This window comes from Psychroserpens sp. S379A (genome assembly GCF_049800755.1).
Taxonomy (GTDB): Bacteria; Bacteroidota; Bacteroidia; order Flavobacteriales; family Flavobacteriaceae; genus Psychroserpens.
In genome coordinates, this window is record NZ_JBNAFQ010000001.1 from 658,333 (window position 1) to 684,552 (window position 26,220).

24 protein-coding genes are annotated in these 26,220 nt (G+C 32.2%); 17 read left to right on the forward strand and 7 right to left on the reverse strand.

What is annotated here, in order from left to right:
• The first annotated feature begins 33 nt into the window (after nt 1-33).
• Nucleotides 34-708 carry an SIR2 family NAD-dependent protein deacylase gene (locus ACP15M_RS02965; protein WP_425075682.1) on the forward strand — a complete coding sequence of 225 codons (675 nt, stop codon included), beginning with the start codon at nt 34-36 and terminating at the stop codon, nt 706-708.
• 38 nt (nt 709-746) lie between these two features.
• Here ACP15M_RS02965 and ACP15M_RS02970 read toward each other — a convergent pair whose 3' ends face one another.
• The 4 genes from ACP15M_RS02970 to ACP15M_RS02985 all read right to left on the reverse strand — a co-directional run bounded on the left by ACP15M_RS02970 (nt 747) and on the right by ACP15M_RS02985 (nt 2,961).
• Complete coding sequence (locus tag ACP15M_RS02970; RefSeq protein WP_425075683.1) at nt 747-947, reverse strand: helix-turn-helix transcriptional regulator; 201 nt, start codon at nt 945-947, stop codon at nt 747-749.
• On the reverse strand, nt 947-1,396 hold the full coding sequence (locus tag ACP15M_RS02975) for a hypothetical protein (RefSeq protein ID WP_425075684.1): 450 nt from the start codon (nt 1,394-1,396) through the stop codon (nt 947-949). Before ACP15M_RS02975 ends, ACP15M_RS02970 begins: the two co-directional genes overlap by 1 nt.
• Nucleotides 1,397-1,532: 136 nt before the next feature.
• On the reverse strand, nt 1,533-2,060 hold the full coding sequence (locus ACP15M_RS02980; RefSeq protein WP_425075685.1) for a hypothetical protein: 528 nt from the start codon (nt 2,058-2,060) through the stop codon (nt 1,533-1,535).
• 76 nt (nt 2,061-2,136) lie between these two features.
• Nucleotides 2,137-2,961, reverse strand: coding sequence for a peptidylprolyl isomerase (locus tag ACP15M_RS02985; RefSeq protein ID WP_425075686.1), 825 nt, complete (start codon nt 2,959-2,961; stop codon nt 2,137-2,139).
• A gap of 166 nt (nt 2,962-3,127) precedes the next feature.
• On the opposite strand from ACP15M_RS02985, the gene uvrA reads away from it, so the two are divergent.
• The 10 genes from uvrA to ACP15M_RS03035 all read left to right on the forward strand — a co-directional run bounded on the left by uvrA (nt 3,128) and on the right by ACP15M_RS03035 (nt 16,967).
• On the forward strand, nt 3,128-5,959 hold the full coding sequence (gene uvrA / locus ACP15M_RS02990; protein ID WP_425075687.1) for an excinuclease ABC subunit UvrA: 2,832 nt from the start codon (nt 3,128-3,130) through the stop codon (nt 5,957-5,959).
• Between the two features lie 97 nt (nt 5,960-6,056).
• A complete protein-coding gene (locus tag ACP15M_RS02995) occupies nt 6,057-6,743 on the forward strand; it encodes a TIGR00730 family Rossman fold protein (RefSeq protein ID WP_425075688.1) in 687 nt (228 codons plus the stop codon).
• A 28-nt stretch (nt 6,744-6,771) separates the two neighbouring features.
• Entirely contained in the window at nt 6,772-8,040 is a 1,269-nt protein-coding gene (locus tag ACP15M_RS03000) for an endonuclease/exonuclease/phosphatase family protein (RefSeq protein WP_425075689.1), read from the forward strand.
• The gene (locus tag ACP15M_RS03005; RefSeq protein WP_425075690.1) at nt 8,037-10,889 is read left to right on the forward strand and encodes a metalloprotease; all 2,853 of its coding nucleotides are present in this window, start codon (nt 8,037-8,039) and stop codon (nt 10,887-10,889) included. The genes ACP15M_RS03000 and ACP15M_RS03005 overlap by 4 nt, the downstream gene beginning before the upstream one ends.
• 152 nt (nt 10,890-11,041) lie before the next feature.
• Nucleotides 11,042-13,453, forward strand: coding sequence for an alpha-ketoacid dehydrogenase subunit alpha/beta (locus ACP15M_RS03010; protein ID WP_425075691.1), 2,412 nt, complete (start codon nt 11,042-11,044; stop codon nt 13,451-13,453).
• A 100-nt stretch (nt 13,454-13,553) separates the two neighbouring features.
• Nucleotides 13,554-15,158, forward strand: a complete 1,605-nt coding sequence (locus ACP15M_RS03015; protein WP_425075692.1) for a class I SAM-dependent methyltransferase — start codon at nt 13,554-13,556, stop codon at nt 15,156-15,158.
• Nucleotides 15,159-15,163: 5 nt separating this feature from the next.
• A complete protein-coding gene (locus tag ACP15M_RS03020) occupies nt 15,164-15,427 on the forward strand; it encodes a DUF202 domain-containing protein (RefSeq protein WP_425075693.1) in 264 nt (87 codons plus the stop codon).
• A complete protein-coding gene (locus tag ACP15M_RS03025; RefSeq protein WP_425075694.1) occupies nt 15,424-15,903 on the forward strand; it encodes a hypothetical protein in 480 nt (159 codons plus the stop codon). The genes ACP15M_RS03020 and ACP15M_RS03025 overlap by 4 nt, the downstream gene beginning before the upstream one ends.
• A gap of 31 nt (nt 15,904-15,934) precedes the next feature.
• Nucleotides 15,935-16,288, forward strand: a complete 354-nt coding sequence (locus tag ACP15M_RS03030) for a VOC family protein (RefSeq protein ID WP_425075695.1) — start codon at nt 15,935-15,937, stop codon at nt 16,286-16,288.
• Between the two features lie 22 nt (nt 16,289-16,310).
• Entirely contained in the window at nt 16,311-16,967 is a 657-nt protein-coding gene (locus ACP15M_RS03035) for a hypothetical protein (protein WP_425075696.1), read from the forward strand.
• 18 nt (nt 16,968-16,985) lie between these two features.
• Here the strand turns inward: ACP15M_RS03035 and holA are convergent, their stop codons facing one another.
• Complete coding sequence (holA, locus tag ACP15M_RS03040; RefSeq protein WP_425075697.1) at nt 16,986-17,990, reverse strand: DNA polymerase III subunit delta; 1,005 nt, start codon at nt 17,988-17,990, stop codon at nt 16,986-16,988.
• 93 nt (nt 17,991-18,083) lie between these two features.
• Between holA and ACP15M_RS03045 the strand changes: the two genes are divergently transcribed.
• The 3 genes from ACP15M_RS03045 to ACP15M_RS03055 all read left to right on the forward strand — a co-directional run bounded on the left by ACP15M_RS03045 (nt 18,084) and on the right by ACP15M_RS03055 (nt 20,482).
• Nucleotides 18,084-18,530: a type I restriction enzyme HsdR N-terminal domain-containing protein gene (locus tag ACP15M_RS03045; protein WP_425075698.1), complete on the forward strand. Its 447-nt coding sequence runs from the start codon at nt 18,084-18,086 to the stop codon at nt 18,528-18,530.
• Nucleotides 18,527-19,507, forward strand: a complete 981-nt coding sequence (locus ACP15M_RS03050) for a glycosyltransferase family 2 protein (protein ID WP_425075699.1) — start codon at nt 18,527-18,529, stop codon at nt 19,505-19,507. The genes ACP15M_RS03045 and ACP15M_RS03050 overlap by 4 nt, the downstream gene beginning before the upstream one ends.
• Before the next feature lie 117 nt (nt 19,508-19,624).
• A complete protein-coding gene (locus tag ACP15M_RS03055; RefSeq protein WP_425075700.1) occupies nt 19,625-20,482 on the forward strand; it encodes an OmpA/MotB family protein in 858 nt (285 codons plus the stop codon).
• A gap of 59 nt (nt 20,483-20,541) precedes the next feature.
• Here ACP15M_RS03055 and ACP15M_RS03060 read toward each other — a convergent pair whose 3' ends face one another.
• Nucleotides 20,542-21,162, reverse strand: coding sequence for an L-threonylcarbamoyladenylate synthase (locus ACP15M_RS03060; RefSeq protein WP_425075701.1), 621 nt, complete (start codon nt 21,160-21,162; stop codon nt 20,542-20,544).
• 31 nt (nt 21,163-21,193) lie between these two features.
• Nucleotides 21,194-23,509, reverse strand: a complete 2,316-nt coding sequence (locus tag ACP15M_RS03065) for an ATP-dependent helicase (RefSeq protein ID WP_425075702.1) — start codon at nt 23,507-23,509, stop codon at nt 21,194-21,196.
• Between the two features lie 318 nt (nt 23,510-23,827).
• On the opposite strand from ACP15M_RS03065, the gene ACP15M_RS03070 reads away from it, so the two are divergent.
• From ACP15M_RS03070 to ACP15M_RS03080, 3 genes are all read left to right on the forward strand, one after another.
• On the forward strand, nt 23,828-23,974 hold the full coding sequence (locus ACP15M_RS03070) for a hypothetical protein (RefSeq protein ID WP_425075703.1): 147 nt from the start codon (nt 23,828-23,830) through the stop codon (nt 23,972-23,974).
• A gap of 103 nt (nt 23,975-24,077) precedes the next feature.
• A complete protein-coding gene (locus ACP15M_RS03075) occupies nt 24,078-25,661 on the forward strand; it encodes an FMN-binding glutamate synthase family protein (protein ID WP_425075704.1) in 1,584 nt (527 codons plus the stop codon).
• Nucleotides 25,662-25,692: 31 nt separating this feature from the next.
• Nucleotides 25,693-26,217: a hypothetical protein gene (locus ACP15M_RS03080; protein WP_425075705.1), complete on the forward strand. Its 525-nt coding sequence runs from the start codon at nt 25,693-25,695 to the stop codon at nt 26,215-26,217.
• Nucleotides 26,218-26,220 lie beyond the last annotated feature (3 nt).

Here is a 26,220-nt window from a genome sequence, read left to right on the forward strand (position 1 = left end):
CTCTAAATGACATAAAATAACTATTTTTAGCTTATGAAAAAACACATCGTAGTATTAACAGGTGCTGGTATGAGTGCCGAAAGCGGACTCAAAACTTTTAGAGATGCCAATGGCTTATGGGAAGGTCATGATGTTATGAAAGTGGCTACTCCTGAAGGATTTGCTAATAATCCAGAATTGGTGTTGGAGTTTTACAATCAGCGTCGAAGACAATTGTTAGAGGTCAAGCCAAATACTGCACATTTTGATTTGGTAGCCTTAGAAGAAAACTACAATTTAAGTATCATCACTCAAAATGTTGACGATTTACACGAACGTGCAGGAAGTAGTAACGTTGTTCATTTACATGGCGAATTATTAAAAGTTAGAAGTACAGGAAATCAAACAGACATTCAATTTTGGACTAAAGATTTAATTGTTGGTGATTTGTGCAATAAGGGTTATCAATTGCGTCCTCATATTGTTTGGTTTGGTGAAGCTGTACCAATGATTGATAAAGCCATGCAAATTTGTACAACAGCAGATATTTTAGTAATTATAGGAACATCAATGCAAGTCTATCCTGCAGCAAGTCTAATGCATTATGTCTCAGAAAACACTCCAATTTATTTTATTGATCCAAATCCTGCTATAGAAAGCAAACATAACTTGACTGTAATTTCTGAAACTGCTACTAAAGGAATGAAAATGCTTAAAGCACTTTTATAATTATTTTTAAACAAATAATTACGACTATTATAATTATTTTAATCATCTGTACTTAGTTTAAAAAAATCATTTACTGATTTATTAAAGACCTCAGATAGTTTTAATGCTAAAACCGTTGAAGGCACATACCTATTAGCTTCAATAGAATTTATAGTTTGACGTGATACACCTATTTTTTTTGCTAAATCATCTTGAGTCAAACCTAAAATAGCGCGTTCTACTTTAATTGTATTTTCCATTATCGCATTCGTTTTAAAGTATGAAAACATAAAAGCTGAACCATTAACATAAATAGTAATAATTGAAAATCACCAATATCATGAAATGACTCTCCTTCAGCCTTTAAAGCATTTGATACGCCATATTCTACAAATGGCATCACTAAAGCATATATAGATCCAGCAACAAAAGCATAAGTATAAGATTGCATTCTTAATTTTACTATCATTTCATCTTCATCTTTATCTCTTGCAACAGACATGAACAACATACCTATTAGCAATACTTTTCTAAGTACTTCTTTAAGAATTTCGTGGTTACCTTCTAATGCAAATGCTCTTACAAACATCATAATGATAGACATTCCTGCTATTATTAAACCTATCTTATAAAAGTAACTTGGCAATCTAAAATTAATGAGTTTTTCTAAACCTTTTCGTTCGCATTCTACAAAGTTTTCTTTTTTCATAATTGACAAATATATTTTATATTAAGTAAAATTATTTTTACTTAATGACAAATATACTTTACATTTTAAAACTAGACAAATAAAAATCACTATTCCTTTTAAAACAGTGATTTAATAACTTAATTACAGAACAATGTTATTTACTTCTCTGCCCTACAAATTGTTGCGTTTTCAATTTAAATAACACGTTAAATGTGGTTAAACTTCCATAACTACGTGTAATGTATTGTTGAAGATCTATCTTTTCTTGTTCGTCTAGATTTTTACTCGAATTTATTTTTTGTTCCATCACTCGAAGGCGATCTCTAACCATTGTTATTTTATGAAAAAAATTATCAATAGGCATCTCTTTACTTTGAAGATTAGTATCTGCTGGCTCTAAGATTAGTTTTCCTCCTTTCCATTTGTCTGCTATTGACACCACTTCGGAAGCATCACTCCATTTTTTTAAAATTTGAACTAAACTACTTTCAACTTCAAAAAAGCTAACAGTATCTACTTCGTCTTCGGCAGCTTCAATCACCTCAAATTCGCTATCAAGCTCAATGGTTTCTAAACCGTTATCGATAAATGTCACCCAATAATGTTTTGAGGTCACATTGGTAACAACACCTTTTCCGTATTCTGAATGGTTAATTCTTGATCCTATTCCTAGTAATTTCATCTATTCTTAATTTTTATTAATGAACAACTAAAATATAAATTTAAACGAAACTAAAATTATAATAGTTTAGTAAATTCTATTTCAGTATTCGAATTGATTTTATGACAACATTTTTAACTGGTCTATCCCATTTATCTGTTTTAACTTTTGCAATAGAATCTATAATATTTAGGCCTTTAATTACTTCTCCGAAAACCGTATAATTCTGATCCAAATGAGGTGTTCCTCCAATGGTTTTATATACTTCTCGATGAGACTCTGGAATGACGTATCGGTTAAAATCAGAAAATGATGCTGCTAAATTTTGAATACTGTCATTTAATTTTTCTGCAAGCTTATCTTTATTATTTTCATAAGCTTTATGAAATGCTCTAAATAATGTTGTATCTCTATTTATAATATGATGTCTAGCAATCATGTTATTGATTCTATCTTCAGCAACATTTAAAGTACTATCGTTAAATACTTTGCCTTGAACAATAAAAAACTGCATAGCACTTGAGACTCTACCAAGTGTTTCTTCTCGAGCCGTAGCTAAAGCTCCTTTTTTATGAAACAGATTTTGTCTAAATTCAGCTTCAACAGAATAGTCTAAATCACCTTCTCCTAAAAATGCTCCAGATTTGGCATATTTACTATCTGGATCTCCACCTTGAATCATAAAATTTTCAATCACACGATGAAACAGTAAACTATCATAAGCTCGCTCTTCAACTAATTTCAAAAAATTATCACGATGTAAAGGCGTTTCATTATGAAGCTCAATAAGCATGGTTCCATAATTTGTGGTCATTTCAACTTTAATTTTATCATTAGAATTGACTGTAAAGTTTTTAGAACCATAACTAAATAACAATAAGCACAATACTATGACAAGTATTGGTTTTATATACATTTTCATAATAACAGGTAATTTAATCTTCTAAAATAAATCTTTAATTTCACTTTTCCTATCATGGTAAGTCTTTAGATTTAACACAACTCTAAACAAAGCACACTTCTGTTTTAGGGTTAAAATGAGTACCTTTGCAACTTTGCCAATTAAGTAGGTAATTTCAGTATAATTTATGAGCAAAACTGACGAAACTATAGAGGTTAAAGGTGCAAGAGTGCACAACTTAAAAAACATTGATGTAACAATTCCAAGAGAACAATTGGTTGTGATTACTGGTTTGTCTGGTAGTGGAAAATCATCTTTAGCTTTCGATACGATTTATGCTGAAGGTCAACGTCGTTATATTGAAACCTTTTCTGCTTATGCGCGACAATTTTTAGGTGGTCTAGAACGTCCTGATGTGGATAAAATTGATGGCTTGTCTCCAGTAATTGCCATCGAGCAAAAAACCACTAGCAAATCACCTCGTTCTACTGTTGGAACCATTACAGAAATTTATGATTTTTTACGTCTACTTTATGCTCGTGCTAGTGATGCTTATAGCTATAACACAGGCGAAAAAATGGTGAGTTATAGTGATGAACAAATTAAAAATCTTATCGTAGAAAGCTACAAAGACAAACGCATTAACATTCTGTCTCCTGTTATTCGCTCAAGAAAAGGACATTATCGCGAATTGTTTGAACAAATTGCAAAACAAGGCTTTGTTAAAGTAAGAACAGATGGTGAAGTTCGTGATTTGGTTAAAGGCATGAAGCTTGATCGTTATAAAACGCATGATATTGAAATTGTTATCGACCGACTTAAAATTGATGAGTCTTCAGGTAAGGACAAGCGTTTAACTGAAACCATAAATACAGCCATGTATCATGGTGACGATGTATTGATGGTTCTTGATCACGACACTAATGAAGTTCGCTATTTTAGCCGAAATTTAATGTGTCCTTCTTCCGGAATTTCATATCCAAATCCTGAGCCTAATAATTTTTCATTTAACTCTCCAAAAGGTGCTTGTCCAACTTGTAATGGTATTGGAACACTGTATCAGGTTAATGAGAAAAAAATTGTTCCAGATGAAAACTTGTCTATCAAAGCTGGAGCATTAGCACCTCATGGACCTCAAAAAAACAGTTGGATTTTTAAACAGCTTGAAACCATTGCGCAACGCTTTGAGTTTAGTTTAAATGATGCTTATAAAACGATTCCTGAAGAAGCCAAACATATGATTATGTATGGTGGAAATGATAAGTTTTCTGTAGAAAGTAAATCTTTAGGAGTTACTCGCGACTACAAAATAGACTTTGAAGGTGTCGCTAATTTTATTGACAGTCAGTATAAAAATGCTGAAACCACATCGCTTAAACGTTGGGCTAAAGATTATATGGATAAAGTCTCTTGTCCAACCTGTGAAGGTTCTCGATTGAGAAAAGAATCTTTATATTTTAAAGTTAATGGCTTAAATATTGCTGAATTAGCCCATAAAGATATTGTTGATTTAGCAGCTTGGTTTGAAGATTTAGAAAACCACCTTAGTGAGAAACAATTTAAAATTGCCGAAGAAATCATCAAAGAAATAAAAGCGAGACTCAAGTTTTTATTAGACGTTGGTTTAGATTATTTATCACTTAACAGAAGTTCAAAATCACTTTCTGGAGGAGAAGCGCAACGTATTCGATTAGCAACTCAAATTGGTTCGCAATTGGTTGGTGTATTGTATATTTTAGATGAACCAAGCATTGGTTTACACCAACGAGATAACGAAAAACTTATTAATTCTTTGGTGTCGCTTCGTGATATTGGCAATTCTGTTATTGTTGTTGAGCATGATAAGGATATGATAGAACGTGCCGATTATGTTATAGATATTGGTCCGAAAGCTGGAAAATATGGAGGCGAAATCATTAGTATAGGTAATCCAAAAGAATTATTAAAGCATGACACTTTAACTGCAGATTATCTCAACGGAAATAAGGAAATCCCAATTCCTAAAAAACGACGCAAAGGCAACGGAAATAAAATCACATTAAAAGGATGCACAGGCAATAATTTAAAAAATATCTCTGTAGATTTTCCCTTAGGAAAAATGATTGGTATTACTGGAGTTTCAGGAAGTGGAAAATCGACACTTATCAACGAAACACTATATCCTATAATGAATGCACATTACTTTAATGGTGTAAAAAAACCTATGCCTTACAAGAGTATTAAAGGCTTAGAGCATTGTGATAAGGTTATAGACATTAATCAAGCTCCTATTGGAAGAACACCTAGAAGTAATCCTGCTACATATACAGGAACCTTTAGTGAAATTAGAAGTTTATTTGCTAAAATTCCTGAAGCCATGATTAGAGGTTACAAACCTGGTCGTTTTAGTTTCAATGTAAAAGGAGGTCGATGTGAAACTTGTCAAGGTGGAGGTTTACGTGTGATTGAAATGAATTTTCTTCCAGACGTTTATGTCGAATGTGAAACTTGTCAAGGCAAACGCTTCAATCGTGAAACTTTAGAAATTCGTTATAAAGGAAAATCGATTAGTGATGTGTTAAACATGACCATGAATGAAGCTGTAGATTTCTTTGAACACATTCCGAAGATTCATAAAAAACTAAAAACAATTGTCGATGTTGGCTTAGGCTATATCACGCTAGGTCAACAAAGCACAACACTTTCTGGTGGAGAAGCACAACGTATAAAACTAGCAACTGAGCTTAGTAAAAGAGATACAGGCAACACATTTTATATACTTGACGAACCAACAACTGGATTGCATTTTGAAGACATTAGAGTCTTAATGCTAGTCCTAAATAAATTAGTAGACAAAGGTAATACTGTGTTAATTATTGAGCACAACTTAGACGTGATAAAAATGTGTGACCATATTATAGACATTGGTTATGAAGGTGGAAAAAATGGTGGTAATATTGTCGCTAAAGGTACTCCAGAAGAGATAATTAAAGATAAAAAGAGTTATACTGCCAAATTCTTGAAAAAAGAATTAAATTAGCCAGTTGTCAAAAAAACACTAAACACTAAACACTAAACACTAAATACTAGACACTGAATACTAGACACTGAATACTAGACACTGAATACTAAAACATATGAGAAAAGAACAACATCACAAAAGGTGGAATGAAATAAAAACCAACGACTCTTGGGCAATTTTTAAAATTATGGGTGAATTCGTAAATGGTTACGAAAAACTTAGTAAAATTGGTCCTTGTGTCTCTATTTTTGGATCTGCAAGAACGAAACCAAATCATAAATATTATAAACTAGCTGAAGATATTGCCAAAAAAATTGTTAATCATGGTTATGGAGTAATTACTGGTGGTGGACCAGGAATTATGGAAGCTGGTAATAAAGGCGCTCATATTGCTGGAGGAACTTCGGTAGGTTTAAATATTGAATTACCTTTTGAACAGCATGACAATCCGTATATTGATTCTGATAAGAGTTTAGATTTTGATTACTTCTTTGTTAGAAAAGTAATGTTTGTAAAATACTCTCAAGGGTTTGTTGTGATGCCTGGAGGTTTTGGTACACTAGACGAACTCTTTGAAGCAATGACTTTAATTCAAACCAATAAGATTGAAAAATTTCCAATTATATTAGTAGGTTCTAGTTTTTGGGGAGGATTGATGGATTGGATAAAATCAACTTTATTAGAAGAAAAAAATATTAGTCCGAAAGATTTAGACTTGATTCATGTTGTAGATACTTCAGATGAAGTCATTACAATTTTAGACAATTTCTATAAAGAATACGGCTTAAGTCCAAATTTCTAGAAAGCCTTTATTTACTTTTACAATTGCTATGAAAAAGAAGATAGGTTTAGTTTTGATGCTTTGCATCATTACATGTAATGGATTACATGCACAGGAAAATTTTAAAATGATGTTTTACAACCTTTTAAATTTTCCTTTAGAAGACGCTGTACCTAATCGTATTCAAGAATTAGAAATAATACTTAACGATTATCAGCCAGATTTATTTATGGTTTGTGAACTCAATAATGAATTTGGAGCTGATACAATTTTAAACACTCTTCAGTTTATTAATCCAAACTATCAACGAGCTTTTTTTGAATTTAATACTTCAGACGACACTATAAGTGATCAAAATGATTTGCAAAATTTAATTTATTATGATGGTTCAAAATTTATACTCGAAAATCAAACGATAATCACCACAATTTTTAGAGATTTTAACCATTATAGATTGAAAATTAATTCGATTGAATCTGATACAAATCCTATTTTCATTGATGTAATCGTTTGCCACCTAAAAGCATCTAGTGGTACACAAAATCAAGCGCTACGTTTTCAAATGGTTCAAGATTTAGTCACTTACTTAGACACTTTACCTCCTGATAGCAATGTTGTTTTAGCTGGCGATTTTAATGTCTATACAAGCTCTGAGCCTGCTTTTCAAGAACTTATAGATTCCGACAACAATAATCTTATTGATTTTGTAGATCCTGCAAACCGAATTGGTAGCTGGCATAATAATACAAACTATGTTGATGTTATGACACAATCTACTAGAACGCAAACAGGTTTTGGTGGTTCGACTGGTGGATTTGACGATAGATTTGATTTTATTATGACCTCAGAAAACATGGTAAGCAATCCTGAAATCAAGTATATTGAAAACAGTTACAAAGTATATGGTAACAACAGTAATATTAATTGTTATAATCGTGCCATAAACTCTTTTGATTGTTCTGGACCAGAGTATTCATTTGCGATTAGAAATTCATTACACAATTTTAGTGATCACCTTCCAGTAACACTAGAACTACAAACAAATCAGACGCTTTCAACAGAAACATTTTCAACCGTAAAAGCAATACAATTTATAGGTTCTAACCTAATTGATAAGGTTTTAAAACTCAAATTGAATCCACAAGCGCAATTAAACTCCATAACAATTAACAATAGTTTAGGACAAACCATTAAAACTATTTCGACTAAAAACACGTTATATATAGAAGAAGATATATCATTATATGCAAGTGGCATATACTATATTACATCAACAGAGTTGCAGCATAAACCACTTAAATTTATTGTAACACATTGAAATTAAATTATACTTTTCTTTTAGGAATTAGTTTTTGCTTTTACGCCATTGGTTTTGGCCAAAATGCTATTGACCTTAAAGCAGATTTTGATGTCGAAAATAAAACCATTCATATTGAACAAAGAATTAGGTTTCACAACACAAGTAATGATGCATTAAATGTTATTTACCTTAACGATTGGAATAATGCCTACTCAACAAAAAAAACACCTTTAGCTAAACGGTTTGAAGAAGAATTTAGCTTAAAATTTCACCTAGCTAAAAGCGAGCAACGAGGTTATACAATAATTACGACTTTAAAAGATGATGAAGGCTTAAACCTTAACTTTAGTAATCTTGAAAAGCATCCAGATATTATTAAAGTAGAGCTCAATAAAACTCTACTACCTAATGAAACTTACGAACTAAATCTAAATTACAATTTAGTTATACCAGATGATACTTTTACTGGTTATGGTGTTAATGAAAATAAAGAGTTTAATCTAAAATACTGGTATTTAACTCCTGCTGTTTATAATGGAGAATGGCAAATTTACAGCAACAAAAATCTTGACGACCTGTACACTCCAGAAGCGAATTTAAATTTTGAGATTAAGTTTCCTTTAGGCTATACTTTTATTTCTGAATTAAACACAGTAGATATTCAGCAAACTAAAGAAAAGCAAACCATACAACTACATGGTAAAAATAGAGTAAACACTTCATTTATTTTGGTTAGATTTTCTGAATTTAAATTCGTACAAACAGATGATTTTAGTGTCGTTTCTGATATTAACAGCAAAAGGATTACACCTGAAGAAAAAGCATTAATTACAGATAAAATTACACGTTACATCACTCAACACCTTGGTGATTATCCGCATGACCGCTTACTTATTACAAAAAATGATTACAAAAAAGATCCTCTATATGGATTAAATCAATTACCAGATTTTATTAGACCATTTCCCGATAGTTTTCAATACGAATTAAAGTTATTAAAAACTGCGCTTAAAAATTATTTAGACAATATCATTTTAGTAAATCCAAGAAAGGATTATTGGATAAAAGAAGGAATTCAAATTTATTACTTAATGAAATATGTTGAAACTTTCTATCCAGACACCAAAATGATTGGAACATTGGCTAACATTTGGGGAATTAGATCGTTTCATGCAGCAGATTTAAATTATAATGACCAATTTGTAATGTTTTATATGCAAATGGCAAGAACCAATAGAGATCAGGCTTTAACAACTTCAAAAGATTCTTTATTAAAGTTTAATTCCAATATTGCTAATAAGTATAAAGCTGGTGTCGGTTTGAGATATTTAGACGATTTTGTTAATGGTCATGTTGTAGAATCAACCATAAGTCAATACCTAAAAGAAAATCAACTCAAAATTACATCGTCTAAAGATTTTGAAATTCTTTTAAAACAACATACAACTAAAGATGTCAATTGGTTTTTTACAGACTATTTAAATTCAAGAAAAAAAATCGATTTTAAAATTAAAGATATTGAAGCTACCGAAGATTCAATCACATTAACTATTAAAAACAAAAGAAATACTAGTGTTCCTGTGTCCTTATTTACTTTAGATAAAGATTCTGTATTAACCAAAACATGGGTTGAAAATGTTAATGGCAGTAAAACACTTACAATTCTAAAAGATAAAAACACCAAGTTTGCTTTAAACTACGACAACACCATTCCTGAGTTCAATCTTAGAGACAATTACAAAACATTAAACAGTAACTTTTTAAATAACAAACCACTTCAGTTTCGATTAATTCAAGACATTGAAGATCCGTATTACAATCAAATTTTCATGATGCCTCTCATTGAATTTGAAAACATTTATGATGGATTAACTTTTGGTGGTAAATTTTACAACAAAACCTTACTCAAAAAACGCCTCAATTATAAAATATCACCTCAATATGCAACTGGTTCAAAAACTCTAACTGGTAGTGGTTCTGTTAGATATACACACTACATCGAAAACAAAAATCTTTTTAAAGTCAATTATGGCATTAGCTCAAGCTATGCTTCTTTTGCAGAAGACGCATTTGTTACAAAAATATCACCTAGTGTTTCTTTTAGTTTTAGAGATAGTAATGACTTTAGGTCAGATGAATTTAAAAGCTTAAGCTTCAGATACCTAACAATCAATCGAGACGTTGGTGATACTACCGTTTTTGAAGTTGACAATGATGTTATAGACGAGCCAGACTACAGTGTGTTTAATGTAAGATATGTTACAGGACAACCAGGTATCATAAATTTTAAAAGATGGTTTTATGACCTTCAGTTTGCTGAGCGCTTCGGAAAAGTAGCTTTAAATTATGAATACAGAAACCTCTCTGAAAGTAACCGTCAATTCAATATTCGATTTTTTGCAGGTGCATTTTTATATAATAAAACTGATTCACAATCCAACTACTTTAGTTTTGCTTTAGATAGACCAACAGATTATATGTTTGATTATAATTATTTAGGACGTTCTGAATCTTCAGGCATTTTTAGTCAGCAAATTATTATTGCAGAAGGCGGATTTAAATCCATGCTCGAAACACCTTTTGCTAATCGATGGATGACCACAGTAAATACCAGCACAACACTTTGGAGATACTTTGAAGCTTATGGTGATATTGGTTTGCTCAAAAATAAAGGCGACAATCCAAACTTTGTCTACGATTCTGGTATTCGATTAAATTTAATAACCGATTACTTTGAAATTTACTTTCCTATATATTCAAATTTAGGTTGGGAAGTTGGTCAACCAAATTATGAAGAACGAATTCGTTTTTTATTTACCTTAGATCCTGGTAAACTTTTAGGATTATTTAGACGTAAATGGTTTTAAAATATTCTTAACCAAATCTTGTTTTTGTTTACATTATTGAGAATATCACAAAAATTAAGTTGTTTTTATGATAATTTTCTAATTTTATAACAATTCTCAACGTTGTAAAACATAGAAACTTTAGCTAAATTTGCAACTTATAAATTAAGGCTATGCAAACCAACTCAAATACAAAAACCGATTTAACTTTTGAAGATTTCAAAACTCAAGTCTTAAACGACTATAAAATTGCTGTAACTAGTAGAGAATGTAGTTTATTAGGTAGACGTGAAGTACTGACAGGAAAAGCAAAATTTGGAATTTTTGGTGACGGAAAAGAAATTCCGCAACTGGCTTGGGCTAAAGTTTTTAAAAATGGAGATTTTAGATCTGGCTATTATAGAGATCAAACCTTTATGATGGCTATTGGCCAATTAAGCATTGAACAGTTTTTTGCTGGCTTATATGCTAATACAGATATTTCTCAAGAACCTATGTCTGCTGGTCGCCAAATGGGTGGACACTTTGGTACACATAGCCTTGATGAAAATGGAAATTGGAAAGATTTGACATCTCAAAAAAACTCAAGTGCAGACATCTCTCCTACTGCTGGACAAATGCCAAGACTTTTAGGCTTAGCGCAAGCATCTAAAATTTACAGAAATGTTGATGGAATAAACACATCCAATTTTTCAAACAAAGGCAACGAGATTGCTTGGGGAACAATTGGTAATGCGAGTACTAGCGAAGGTTTGTTTTTTGAAACTATAAATGCTGCAGGTGTTTTACAAGTACCAATGGTAATTAACATTTGGGATGATGAGTATGGTATTTCTGTACATGCCAAACACCAAACAACCAAAGAAAACATCTCAGAAATTTTAAAAGGATTACAACGAGATGAAGACCATAAAGGTTATGAAATATTAAGAGTTAACGGTTGGGATTATCCTGCGCTTATCGAAACCTATCAAAAAGCCGAATACATTGCTCGTGAAGAACATGTACCTGTTATGATTCATGTTCTCGAATTAACGCAACCTCAAGGACACTCAACTTCTGGATCTCATGAACGTTACAAGAGTAAAGACCGTTTAGCTTGGGAAGCTGAATTTGATTGTATCGCTCAAATGAAATCTTGGATGATTAGTAATAATATTGCTAATCAAGAAGAGCTAGACGCTTTAGATAAAAGCATTAAAAAAGAGGTTCGTGATGGCAAAAAAGCAGCTTGGAACAATTACCTAAAACCAATTGTAACCGAACATCGAGAAGCTATTACCTTATTATCTGAATTGGCTGAATCTAGCTCTAACAAAGTTTTTATCAATAAAATAGTAAATGATTTAAAAGACATTGCAGAACCAATTCGAAAAGATATTGCTTCAGCAGTTAGAAAAGCATTACGCTATGTTGTTTCTGAAACATCTTCAGAAAAAGAAAATACACAGCAATGGATTAACAACTACCTCACAACTATTCAACCAAAATACAGCTCGCATTTACATAGTGCTTCAGATAAAGCTGCAACTCATATAGACGAAGTATTACCAACCTATGACCATGATGCTCAAGAGGTAGATGGAAGAGTAATTATTCGTGATAATTTCGATGCCATTTTTAACAATTATCCTGAAGCTTTAGTATTTGGTGAAGATGCTGGAAATATTGGTGATGTAAATCAAGGATTGGAAGGTCTTCAAGAAAAATATGGAGAGCTTAGAGTTGCTGATGCTGGAATTAGAGAAGCTACTATTCTCGGACAAGGCATTGGAATGGCAATGCGTGGCTTACGTCCTATTGCCGAAATTCAATATCTAGATTATATCTTGTATGCCTTACAAATTATGAGTGACGATTTAGCGACGCTTCAATACAGAACTAAAGGTAGACAAAAAGCCCCTTTAATTGTGAGAACTCGTGGTCATCGTCTTGAAGGTATTTGGCATTCTGGTTCGCAATTAGGTGGTGTTATTAATCTTATTCGTGGTATTCATGTGTTGGTTCCAAGAAATATGACTAAAGCTGCTGGATTTTACAACACACTTCTAGAAGCCGATGAGCCTGCTTTAATTATTGAATGCTTAAATGGGTATCGATTAAAAGAAAAAATGCCAAATAACATTGGTGAGTTTAAAACACCTATTGGTGTCGTTGAAACTGTAAAAGAAGGTACAGATATTACCTTAGTATCTTATGGTTCTACTTTAAGAATTGTTGAACAGACTGCCAAAGAATTATTAGAAGTTGGTATTGATGCCGAAGTTATTGACATTCAATCGTTATTGCCATTTGATATCAATCACGATATTGTAAAAAGTGTTGCCAAAACGAATCGTTTGATGATTATCGACGAAGATGTACCTGGTGGAGCTTCGGCTTATATTTTAAATGAAATATTAAATACGCAAAATGCATTTCAGCATTTAGATAGTCAACCAAAAACTTTAACTGCGCAGCCACATCGTCCAGCTTATGGAACCGATGGTGATTATTTTTCAAAACCTTCTGCCGAAGATATTTTTGAAGCTGTTTATGACGTAATGCATGAAGTAAACCCAACAGATTATCCTAAATTGAGATAATTCAGCAACATGTGTTAAACATATTAATCTTATTATATTTTTATCTTAAAATCCATCACACTTCTGATGGATTTTTTATATTTATAGGAAACATCCAAAAATGCTTTCAAAACAAGACAAACAAACCTTAAGAGGTCACATTTTCAGACATCTTGATGGTATTGCTACAGCAACTTCAGCTTACACACTTCACAAAAAAGGCGTATTAGATTATATTATTGAAGAGAAAAGTGTTTCGCTAGAAAACATCACTTCAAAATTTAATGCAAATGAAGGTTATCTTAATGTTGCACTTAGAGTTCTAGCTTCTCAAGGCTGGCTTACTCAACATTTAAACAATAAAGATAATTCGGTTTCGTATGAAACTAACTCTAAAAGTGAAGCTGCTTTTCAACTAGTACCACATTATAAAACTGCTGTAAGCTTACTAAAACATACAGTAAATCTAGCCAATGAGCCTCTAGGCATTGATGCATTCAATAGTTTAGAAAGTGTTTTTAAATCCTTTGAATCTAAATATGGCATGGATGTTTCTAATGAAACTTCGTTAGAATATCAAGTATTAAAACACATTGAAGGTGCTATCATTGCTCCTATTATTGTTAGAATGGGAATGAATGGCTTATTTCATAAATATTTTATGGAAGCCTCATTTACGGCTGAAGAATACCACAAAAACCCAGAAAGTTTCAAAAAAATATTAGACTTTTTTGCCCATTTAGGTTGGTTTAAAAAGCGAAAAAACACCTATCAGTTTACAGATGAAGGTTTATTTTTTGCAAAACGTGCAAGTGCATATGGAGTAACAGTATCTTATCTCCCAACATTTATACATTTAGATGATTTAATCTTCGGAAATGCGAATGTTTTAAAAACAGATTCTCCAGATGAAACCGAAAAACATGTCCATCGCGAAATGAATGTTTGGGGAAGTGGAGGCGCTCACTCTACCTATTTTAAAGTCATCGATCAAGTAATTATTAAACTGTTTAACAAGCCTATTGAAGAACAACCAAAAGGCATTTTAGATATGGGTTGCGGAAATGGTGCGTTTATTCAACATATTTTTGATGTGATTGAATATCAAACCAAGCGTGGAAAAATGCTCGATGAGCATCCATTGCTTTTGGTTGGAGCCGATTTTAATCAAGCTGCACTTAAAGTCACTAGAGCTAATTTGATTAAAGCAGATATTTGGGCTAAAGTAATTTGGGGAGATATTGGCAGACCAGATTTGTTAGCTAAAGATTTAAAAGAAGATTACAATATTGAACTTAAAGACTTGCTAAATGTTCGAACCTTTTTAGATCATAATCGTATTTGGGATGCACCAAAAATAGAAACCACTAGAGTTAGTAGTTCTTCTGGTGCTTATGCTAGTCTTGGAAAACGTTTAAATAATAATTTAGTTGAAGATTCTCTATTAGAACATTTAACCAAATGGAAACCTTATGTGGAACGTTTCGGATTACTTATGATTGAATTACACACTGTAAATCCAACATTAGTGGCTCAAAATATTGGCAAGACTGCTGCAACTGCATATGATGCTACCCATGGTTATAGTGACCAATACATTTTAGAAGTTGATGTGTTTAATAAAGTGGCGAAGGAAGCAGGTTTGCATCCAGATCCAAATTACTTTGCCAAATTTCCAGATAGCGATTTAGCAACAGTGAGTGTAAATTTACTCAAAGGACAATAAAAACAATGGAACAAAACAATCCGCTTATCACTAGAGATTGGCTCGCCATTGAGCGTACAAAACTAGCCAACGAACGTACATTTTTAGCTTACTTTAGAACGTTTATCGTCTTTTTAGGAACAGGATTAACAGTTCTTAAAATTGAATTCTTTTCAGATTTAAAAACCTTCGGAATACTACTTCTTGCTGCATCTCCAATTATTTTAATTATTGGACTAGTACGATTATTTCGTGTAAAACAAACCATCAAAAAACATTACAAAATTTGAAAGCCGTTTCAGTAGTTACCATAAAAAAAGAATTGCAACATCGTTCAAATGACGAATTGATGCAATTGTGTTTGCGACTCTCTAGATTCAAAAAAGAAAACAAAGAACTGCTTACCTACTTATTATTTGAAGCACATGACGAATCAGGATATATTGAAACTGTAAAAACTGAAATTGATTCACAATTTGAAACGATTAATACCAATAGCTATTTCTATATTAAAAAGAGTGTTCGAAAAATTTTACGAAACATTAAAAAATTTGCACGTTATTCCTTAAAAAAAGAAACTGAAGCAGAGCTTCTACTCTATTTTTGTCACAAGCTTAAAGAGTTTTCGCCTTCTATAAAACGTAATACAACACTTATCAATATCTACAACAGACAATTAACTTTGGTTGAAAAAATCACCTCTAAACTTCATGAAGACTTACAATATGATTATGGCTTACAAGTTGAAGAATTAGGTTATTTATAGGTCAGTTTAAAACAATTTTAATATTAAGTTTATGAAAACACCAAATATTCACATTAATTACATAGAGTTCAAGTCGACAGACCTAGAAGTTTCAAAGACATTCTACTCAAAAGCATTCGGTTGGACATTTACAGATTATGGTCCAAACTATACTGCTTTTGAAAATGCTGGTATTTCTGGAGGTTTTGAAAAAACCGAAGCGTTAGTTAATAATGGTGTTTTAGTTGTTTTACATCACAAAAACCTAGAAAACATCAAACAGAAAGTCATAACACTAGGTGGAAAGATATCTGTCGATATTTTTTCGTTTCCTGGCGGAAAGCGTTTTCACTTTTTAGATCCTTCAGGCAATGAATTAGCAATTTGGTGTGAATCTGATGACTAGTCTTTAAAACCTCTATTAGCAGATGAAGCATTTAAAACATTCCTTTATCCTATTATTAGCATTATTTTGCTCAGCTATTTATGCTCAAAATGGAGAATGGATACCAGCCAAAGTCATCCTGAAAAATGGAACATCTTTTAGAGGGTTTGTGAAGTTTCCTTATTCATCAAGTACCTTTAGAAGTGCAGATGGACAATGGGAACAAAAATTCGACCTTAAGAAAGAGGAATTAACATACGAATATGAAAAAAATGAAAATCCGTTTTCTTTAACTATTTCAACTAATTCTAGAAAAATCATATTTAGAAAGACAAAAAAATCACCAAAAATCAAATACGATGAAACCGAATTAGAAGAAGTTGTTTTTGGAGATGAACAATTTGCAGTAGAACGTTATCGATTTGTTTCTGTTACAGATAAAAAATCTTTAATTATGCAAATCATTATGGAAGGGAAAGTAAATTTATATAAAGCTAAATCAATTTATTATGTCAAAAAAGATAAAGAAGACTTAGCAACTGCAATAAGCAAAAAAGGTGTTTATGATTACATTTCTTTAATCAACGCTAAAGCATATTTTTCAGATTGTGAAAAAATCATTTACTATTTAGAAAACGATTTATATAGATACGATAATATAGAAGAACTAGTTGACGACTACAATCTTTTATGCGATTAAACCTAAACATGTTTTCTTTTAAGACAAAATCTTCACCAAAAGTTCTTTAAGCAAATCACCTTGAGGCACAGCATTAGAATTCACGCCTTTACTTTTTACATCAAATTCTCGCAATGTAGATACTATTTGACTAACTTTTCTCATTGGGAAATTTCGAGCTGCAGCTACATATTCGTTAACAAAGTAAGGGTTGATTTTCAAGGCTGAAGCTACATTTCTTGGATTTTTATCGTTCAATCCGTGAAAGTGTAATAACTGCGAAAAGAAATTAAATAATAACGAAACCGTTACAACCATAGGATTATCTTTTGGGTTATTCGCAAAATAATTAATAATCTTAAACGCCTTCACACTATTGCGTTCTCCAATAGCTTTACGCAATTCAAAATTATTATAATCCTTACTTATTCCTATATTTTCTTCAATATGATCTGGTGTGATTTGTGTGCCTTCTGGAAGAATGATTTTTAGCTTTTCTAATTCATTATTAATTTTACTCAAATCGGTTCCTAAAAACTCAACCAACATTTGTGATGCTTTTGGTGAAATCGTATAGTTCTGTCCAGACAATACACGTCTAATCCAATCTGCTACTTGGTTTTCGTATAGTTTTTTACTTTCAAAAACAACACCAGATTTTTTTAGGGTTTTGTATAAGGCTTTACGCTTATCTAATTTTTTGTATTTATAATTTACCACCAACACTGTTGTAGGTTGCGGATTTTCGGCATAGCTAGCCAATTTTTCAATCGTACGTGATAAGTCTTGTGCTTCTTTTACAACTACCACTTGTCGCTCAGCCATCATTGGATAACGTTTAGCATTGCTTACAATATCATCAATAGCAACATCTCTTCCATAGAGTACCATTTGATTAAAGCCTTTTTCTTCTTCAGCCAACACATTGTTTTCTATATAATCTGAAATGGCATCAATATAATAAGGTTCTTCTCCCATTAAGAAGTAAATGGGTTTTAGGTTTCCTTTTTTTATATCTGCAACAATTAGTTTTACTTCATCCATAGTTGAAAACTTAAACTTTCAAAGTCCAAAAAGATAACATCTGCTTTGGTTTTCAGTTTTAGTAGAGTAACTTTGAAAAAAACTCCATATAATTTGACTAAAGAGCTCCATTTTCCAAAGTTTGAATTCCGTTTCAAAAGTAACGAAAATAAAGTATCTATTTTTGATGAAATTCGTAAAAAATTCATCGTTTTACAACCTGAAGAATGGGTTCGTCAACACTGCATTCAGTATTTAATTCAGGTTAAAAATTACCCAAAATCTTTAATTAATGTCGAAAAAGAACTCAAAGTAAATGGCTTAACCAAACGTTACGATATTGTTGTTTATAATCCTGACGGAAGCATTCATCTTATCGTAGAATGTAAATCATACAATATTAAAATTGACCAATCTACTTTTGACCAAATTGCGAGATATAATCTCACGTTAAATGCCAATTATTTAATGGTAACCAACGGAATTAATCATTATTATTGTGTGATGGATTTTAAAAATGAGTGCTATCAATTTCTAAGAGATATTCCAGATTATAAATGAAGTTAGCTGTCGTCATATTAAATTGGAATGGCAAACAATTGCTTGAGCAGTTTTTGCCTTCAGTTGTAAAATATTCTCAAGAAGCCGATATTTATGTCGCAGATAATGCTTCAACCGATGATTCCATAAACTACTTAAAACAACACTTTCCGAAAGTACAACGTATTCAAAACAAAATTAATGGTGGTTTTGCTAAAGGTTATAATGATGCTTTAAAGCACATTAAAGCTGATGTGTTTTGTTTACTTAATAGCGATATTGAAGTTACACAGCATTGGCTCACTCCTATTATTCAAGAATTTGAATCGAACGCAAGTACTGCAATCATTCAACCAAAAATTTTAGACTATAAAAAGAAAACTTATTTTGAATATGCTGGAGCTGCTGGTGGTTTTATAGATAAATATTGTTACCCGTTTTGTAGAGGTCGAATTTTTAATACCATAGAAGAAGACCAAGGACAATACAACGATAGGACTTCTATTTTTTGGGCATCTGGAGCTTGTTTTTTTATTAGAAAATCAACTTTTGAAGCTTTAAACGGTTTTGACGAATCGTTTTTTGCGCATTTTGAAGAAATAGATTTATGTTGGCGCGCTTTTAATGCCAATTACAATACAGTATATATTGGTAATTCTACTGTATATCACGTGGGTGGAGCAACACTTAATGCTGTACATCCCAAAAAAACCTACCTCAATTTTAGGAATAGTTTGTTTACTATTACCAAAAATGCACATGGTTTCCTTTTTGGGATTGTTTTTACAAGACTTGTTCTCGATGGTATTGCTGGGTTTAAGTATCTGTTTGGTTTAAAATTCAAACATATCTTAGCGATTATAAAAGCTCATTTTAGTTTTTATGCCAACCTCAACCGTCTTTTAAAGCAACGTAAAAAAATTCCGAAAAAAAAGAACTACTATCAAACCACATCGATTGTGTGGTCTTACTTTATTAAAAAACGTAAGCACTTTTAAATGTTAGTAAATGTGTTAAAAATTTAGTTAAATAAGGTGCTTTCAACTGTTCTTTTATCTAATTTTGATATGTTGTTATGAGATAAAAAAATTATAACTAATTTTTAAAAACCTATTATGAAAAAATTAATGTTATTGAGTGTTGCTGGAATGTTAGTTCTGAATTCATGTGTATCGAAAAAGGAACATGCTGCTTTACAAGCAAAACACAAAGAAACTCAAGATTTATTAAATTCTGCGACTGTTAAATTAAATAGTTGTTTGTCTGAAAGAGCTGCTGCTGAAGCTCGTGTAGAAACCATGAAAGATCAATTGGCAGATTTACGTAAAGCCAATCAAGATTTAATTGACACGAAAGGCAACTTAACCACTTTAACTCAAAAAGGTGCTGAAAACTTGGAGAAATCTTTAGAGAGTTTAAAAGAGAAAGATTTAAAAATCTCACGATTACAAGATGCTTTAAATAAAAAAGACAGTGTTACACTTGCTATTGTATCTAGTTTAAAGAAAGCTGTAGGCATTGACGATCCAGATATTGAAATTAATGTTGAAAAAGGTGTGGTATTTATATCTATTGCAGATAAATTACTATTTAAAAGCGGAAGCTACAACGTTACCAATGAAGCCAAAACAGTTTTAGGAAAAGTTGCCAAAGTAATTAACAGCAAGCCAAACTTTGAAGCTATGGTAGAATCTCACACAGATAGCAAATCGTACTCAAAAGGTGTTTTGGTTGACAACTGGGATTTAAGTGTAAAACGTGCAACATCTGTTGTTCGAGTGCTTGAAGAATTAAAAGTTAATCCGCAACAATTAATTGCTGCTGGTCGTAGTTACCATGTACCATTAGTTGAAAACGACACTGCTGAAAACAGAGCGAAAAACAGGCGAACTAGAATTGTAGTTATGCCAAAGATTGATCAGTTTTATGAAATGATTGAAGAAGAAATGAAAAATTTATCTGCTGGTAATTAATTAATTCAAATTAAAAACAAAATAAGAAGCTCAATCGTAAGGTTGGGCTTTTTTTATAATTAAAAAATCTCTAAACTCCCTTTTCCTTCTCTAATAATCTCAGGTGTATCACCAGACAAATCAATCACTGTAGACGCTTCATTATCGCCATAACCACCATCAATGACTAAGTCTACCAGACTATCCCATTTTTCAAGAATCAATTCTGGATCTGTAGTATATTCAATAATTTCGTCTTCATCACGAATAGAAGTCGATACAATTGGGTTCCCAAGTTGTTGCACAATTTCTAAGGCAATTGAATTATCTGGTACACGAATACCTACGGTTTTTCTTTTTTTAAACGGATGAGGCAAACTTTTAGAACCAGGAAGTATAAACGTATAAGCTCCAGGCAATGCTCGCTTTAAAATTTTAAAAGTAGTCGTATCTATTTGCTTAACATAATCACTTAGATTACTTAAATCATGACAAATGAATGAAAAATTAGATTTTTCTAGTTTAACACCTTTTATTCTAGCAATTTTTTCTAAAGCTTTAATATTAGTAATATCACAGCCTAAACCATAAACTGTATCAGTAGGATAAATAATCAATCCACCTCGTTTAAGCACATCAACTACTTTTCTAATCTCTTTCGGATTAGGATTCTCTTCATAAATACGAACTAACTCAGCCATAAACAGTTATCTGTATATTAATATTATAAATCTATCCTAAAACATCTAATTTTGCAAACCTAAGCAATAACTTCTTTACACCTCCAACTTCAAAATTAATTTCAGCTTTTACATCTGCTCCTTTGCCTTCTATTTTTAAGACTTTTCCTTTTCCAAAGCGAGCGTGTTCTACTATATTGTCAACAACTAATTTTCCATCAAACAAATTGGCTTTATCTCCTCCTGAAGATTTTGCAACTGGCTTTAAATTTTTAGGTGCTATAAATTTTGGAGGTTTAGTTTCTTTAGTTCGTTTTACTGGTTTTTTAAATCGAATACGATTGGGTTCTACATCTCCAAAAATATCAGAAGATAGCATCGGATTTTGTCTAGGCTCGTGAATTGGTGTTAAAACCTCTAAATATTGGTCATCAATTTCTTCAATAAACCGACTAGGTTCAGCATCGATTAATTTTCCCCAACGATAACGCGATAAAGTATAGGTTAAATAGGCTTGCTTTTCAGCTCTAGTCAAAGCCACATAAAATAAGCGTCGCTCCTCCTCTAGTTCGCTTCTGGTATTCATGCTCATCGCACTAGGAAATAAATCTTCTTCCATACCAACAATATAGACATAAGGGAATTCTAATCCTTTAGCCAAATGAATAGTCATTAGTGCAACTCTGTCATCATCTCCTTTATCATTATCTAAATCGGTTGCTAAAGCTACATCTTCAAGAAACTCAGCAATATTTCCTGTAGCATCAGCAATTTCTATCTGACCTTCAACAAAATCTTTAATACCATTTAAAAGTTCTTCAATATTTTCTAAACGCTGAGCATCTTCAGGTGTTCCTAATTTGTTGTATTCTCTAATGATTCCAGCCGTTTTGGTAATGTGCTCTGCCAATTCAAAAGCATTAGCAGTTTGATTCATTACCTGAAAGCTTTCAATCATCGTTACAAAATCTTTCAGCTTTGCACGAGTGCCTGCATTCACATTGACTTCGGTTTTGTCAATATGTTTCATCACTTCAAAAATGGAACGGTTATAACCATTAGCAGCTACAACCAACTTATCTATTGTTGTTTGACCAATACTTCGCTTCGGAAAATTAATCACACGCTTAAGCGCTTCTTCATCTGCTGGATTAATCACTAATCGCAAATACGACAGCACATCTTTAATCTCTTTACGCTGATAAAACGACAAACCTCCATAAATTCGATATGGAATATCTCGCTTTCTAAGTGCATCTTCAATAGCTCTAGACTGCGCATTGGTTCTATACAATACAGCAAAATCACTATCTTTAAGTTGATGCTGCATTTTGTTTTCAAAAATAGAACTCGCAACATAACGACCTTCGTCTCCATCTGTCATAAGTCGATTGACTTTCACTTTGGAACCTTCATCATTGGCTGTCCAAACGACCTTATCTAATTTAGTTTGATTTTTATCTATGATAGAATTGGCAGCATTTACAATATTTTTTGTGGAACGATAATTTTGTTCCAATCGAAATACTTTTACATCATCATAATCACGCTGAAAGTTTAAAATATTATTAATGTTAGCACCACGAAACGCATAAATACTTTGCGCATCATCACCAACCACACAAATATTCTGAAAACGATCTGATAAGGCTCTAACAATTAAATACTGCGAATGATTTGTATCCTGATACTCATCTACCAAAATATATCTAAAACGGTCTTGATACTTCGCTAACACATCTGGAAAACGCGTCAACAACTCATTGGTTTTAAGCAATAAATCGTCAAAATCCATAGCTCCAGCTTTAAAGCAACGATCGACATAATTTTTATAAATATCACCTAATCTTGGTCGTCTAGCTGCAGTATCGGCTTCAATCAATTCTGGGTTTTTAAAATAGGCTTTTACTGTAATAAGACTGTTTTTGTAGGAAGAAATTCGAGAACGCACTTGCTTATACTTATACACATCTTTATCTAATCCCATTTCTTTAATGATTGAAGCAATCAATCGATCAGAATCTTGAGTGTCGTAAATGGTAAAATTACTTGGAAAACCTAATCGATCTGCTTCGATGCGTAATATCTTAGCAAACACCGAATGAAAGGTTCCCATCCATAAGTTTTTTGCTTCACTTTCACCAACAATATTAGCAATTCTGCCTTTCATTTCACGTGCAGCTTTATTGGTAAATGTCAATGACAGAATATTAAACGGATCAACACCTTGACTCATCAAATATGCTATTCTGTAAGTAAGCACTCGTGTTTTTCCAGAACCTGCTCCAGCAATCACAATCATAGGACCATCTTTTTGTAGCGTTGGTGCTAATTGCGCTTCATTCAACTGACTTAAATATTTTTCCAATGCATTATCATTTTTAGAACGATAAAAATAACCATTTGCTTTAGGTTTTTTATACTGCTTTTATCAATAATTATAAACAATCATTGTAGCTGCTATTTTTTGATATTTTAAATAAAAAATTAAACTATGAAAATTCAATCCCCAATATTTTTTTATAGGAATTACAAGTGTTTATACTCTACATAATTTAGAAACTCAATTTATAGATATTGAATCGAAACTCATAGAATGGCGATGTGATTTTCATCAGAACTCTGAACGCTAAATCAAGAATTTAAAACTACAATTACCTACAACAACCACAACTTAGTAAAACAAATGCTACTAAGCTTAGGTCTAGCTTCAGGTAATGATAACGTAATTCAGTTTAAAGCTGAAACTATAGGTAAATATTTTTCTTATTTTCAAGAAGAAATACCAGGTTTTTATTTTTATCTTGGCGGAATAACAAAAGGTAACACCTAACTTCATTTGCATCATACACCTCGTTTTATGTTGATAAAAGTGGATTGCTATTAAGTTAAGACCTTAACACAAATAACATTAGATTATTTAAATCAAAACTAATATGGAACCAATTTTAAATACATTAGCCAATATTCCTTGGTGGCTTTGGATTATAGTTGCTTTACTCTTAATAGCTATTAGAGATGTCTTTTTTCAAAGAAAGCATACCATAAGTCATAACTTTCCTATTATTGGTCATATTCGTTACATACTAGAGAGTATTGGTCCAGAAATGCGTCAGTATTTTGTTGCAAACAATCGTGAAGAACTACCCTTTAATCGAATTGAAAGAGGCTGGATTTATGCGTCTGCTAAACAAGAAAACAACTACGAAGGTTTTGGAACAGATCGTGACATTTATGCGCATCAACATATCTTCATCAATAATGCAATGATGCCATTTAAAATTGATGAGCATCACCCAAATAGTACTGACAAATCCTTTTTACCATGTGCTAAAGTGATGGGAGAATTTAACAAAAGAAGAAGACCTTATCGACCAGCATCTGTTATAAATGTTTCTGCCATGAGTTTTGGCTCATTATCAGCAAAAGCTATTGAATCGTTAAACAAAGGCATCAAGATTGCTCATGCTTATCATAACACAGGCGAAGGTGGCTTGTCTCCTTATCATAAAAATGGAGGTGATGTAGTCTTTCACTTTGGAACAGGTTATTTTGGTGTTCGTTCTGAAGATGGTGGTTTTTCAATGGAAAAAATGGTAAAGTTGGTTGAGAGCAATCCTTTTATTCGTGCCATAGAAATCAAATTGTCTCAAGGTGCAAAACCAGGAAAAGGAGGCGTACTTCCAGGTGCAAAAATAACTAAAGAAATTGCTGAAATAAGAGGTGTAGAAGTCGGAAAAGATGTACTATCACCTCCAAATCACAAAGCCTTTTCTAATGTACCTGAGTTAATTAATTTTATTGAAGACATTGCTAAACACACTGGTTTACCTGTTGGTATAAAAGCGGCAATAGGAAAACTAGACCAATGGAAAGAACTTGCAGATATTATGAAAAGTACAGGAAGAGGTCCAGATTTTATTACTGTTGATGGTGGTGAAGGTGGAACTGGTGCAGCTCCTCCAAGTTTTGCTGATCACGTGAGTTTACCTTGGGTATATGGCTTTGGTGATCTTTATAAAGTATTTCAAGAAAGAAACTTAACCGAGCGTATTGTATTTATTGGTAGCGGAAAACTAGGTTTTCCTGCAAAAGCTGCAATGGCATTTGCCATGGGAGTAGATTGTATTAATGTGGCCAGAGAAGCTATGATGAGTATTGGCTGTATTCAAGCTCAAATTTGTCATACCAACCGTTGTCCTGCTGGTGTCGCTACTCAAAGCAAATGGCTTCAAAATGGTATTAATGTACCTCTCAAATCTGAACGTTTGGCTCAATATTTTAAATTCTTTAAAAAAGAACTCATAGAAATCACGCATGCAGCTGGACATGAACATCCTTGTCAGTTTACTATGGATGACATTGAAGTAAATGTTGATGACCATAATCTTTCGCAAAATATGAGTAGCACTTACATGTACGACAAAACAAAAGTACCATTCAACGCAATGCAAGAACTTAAAACTTGTCCACATTTAGGAGGACATTTAGTAAATAAAGCTTCAGAAAATATCACCTAAACTTTTATCTTTACACTTTTAACTATAAACTATGGAACTCGACTTAATTGGATTATTATTGTATTGTGTACCTGCATTAGTAACAGGAGCAATCGCTTTTTTATTTTTCAGAGAGCATATTGAAAATGAAAATAATCGCAGAAACTTTTTAATACAGAAAGATTTGCAAAAAGATGCCTTACCAATGCGACTTCAAGCTTACGAACGTATGTCGCTTTTTTTAGAACGAATAAAGCCTTCAAAATTACTGCTTAGAGTCAATCCAACATCTTCAAATAAAGAAAATTACGAATCCTTACTCATAGCAAATATTGAACAAGAGTTTGATCATAATTTAGCACAGCAAATCTATGTAACAGACAAGTGTTGGAGCATTACATCGACCGCAAAAAATGCAACCATTCAAATGATTAGAAAAGCTACTTTATCTGAAAAAATAGATTCTGCAGACAAACTAAGAGAGGTTATTTTGAGCGATATGATTGACAAGCGTTCTCCTAGTGATGCAGCACTATCATTTATTAAAGAAGAAGTGTCAGATATTTGGAACTCTTAAATA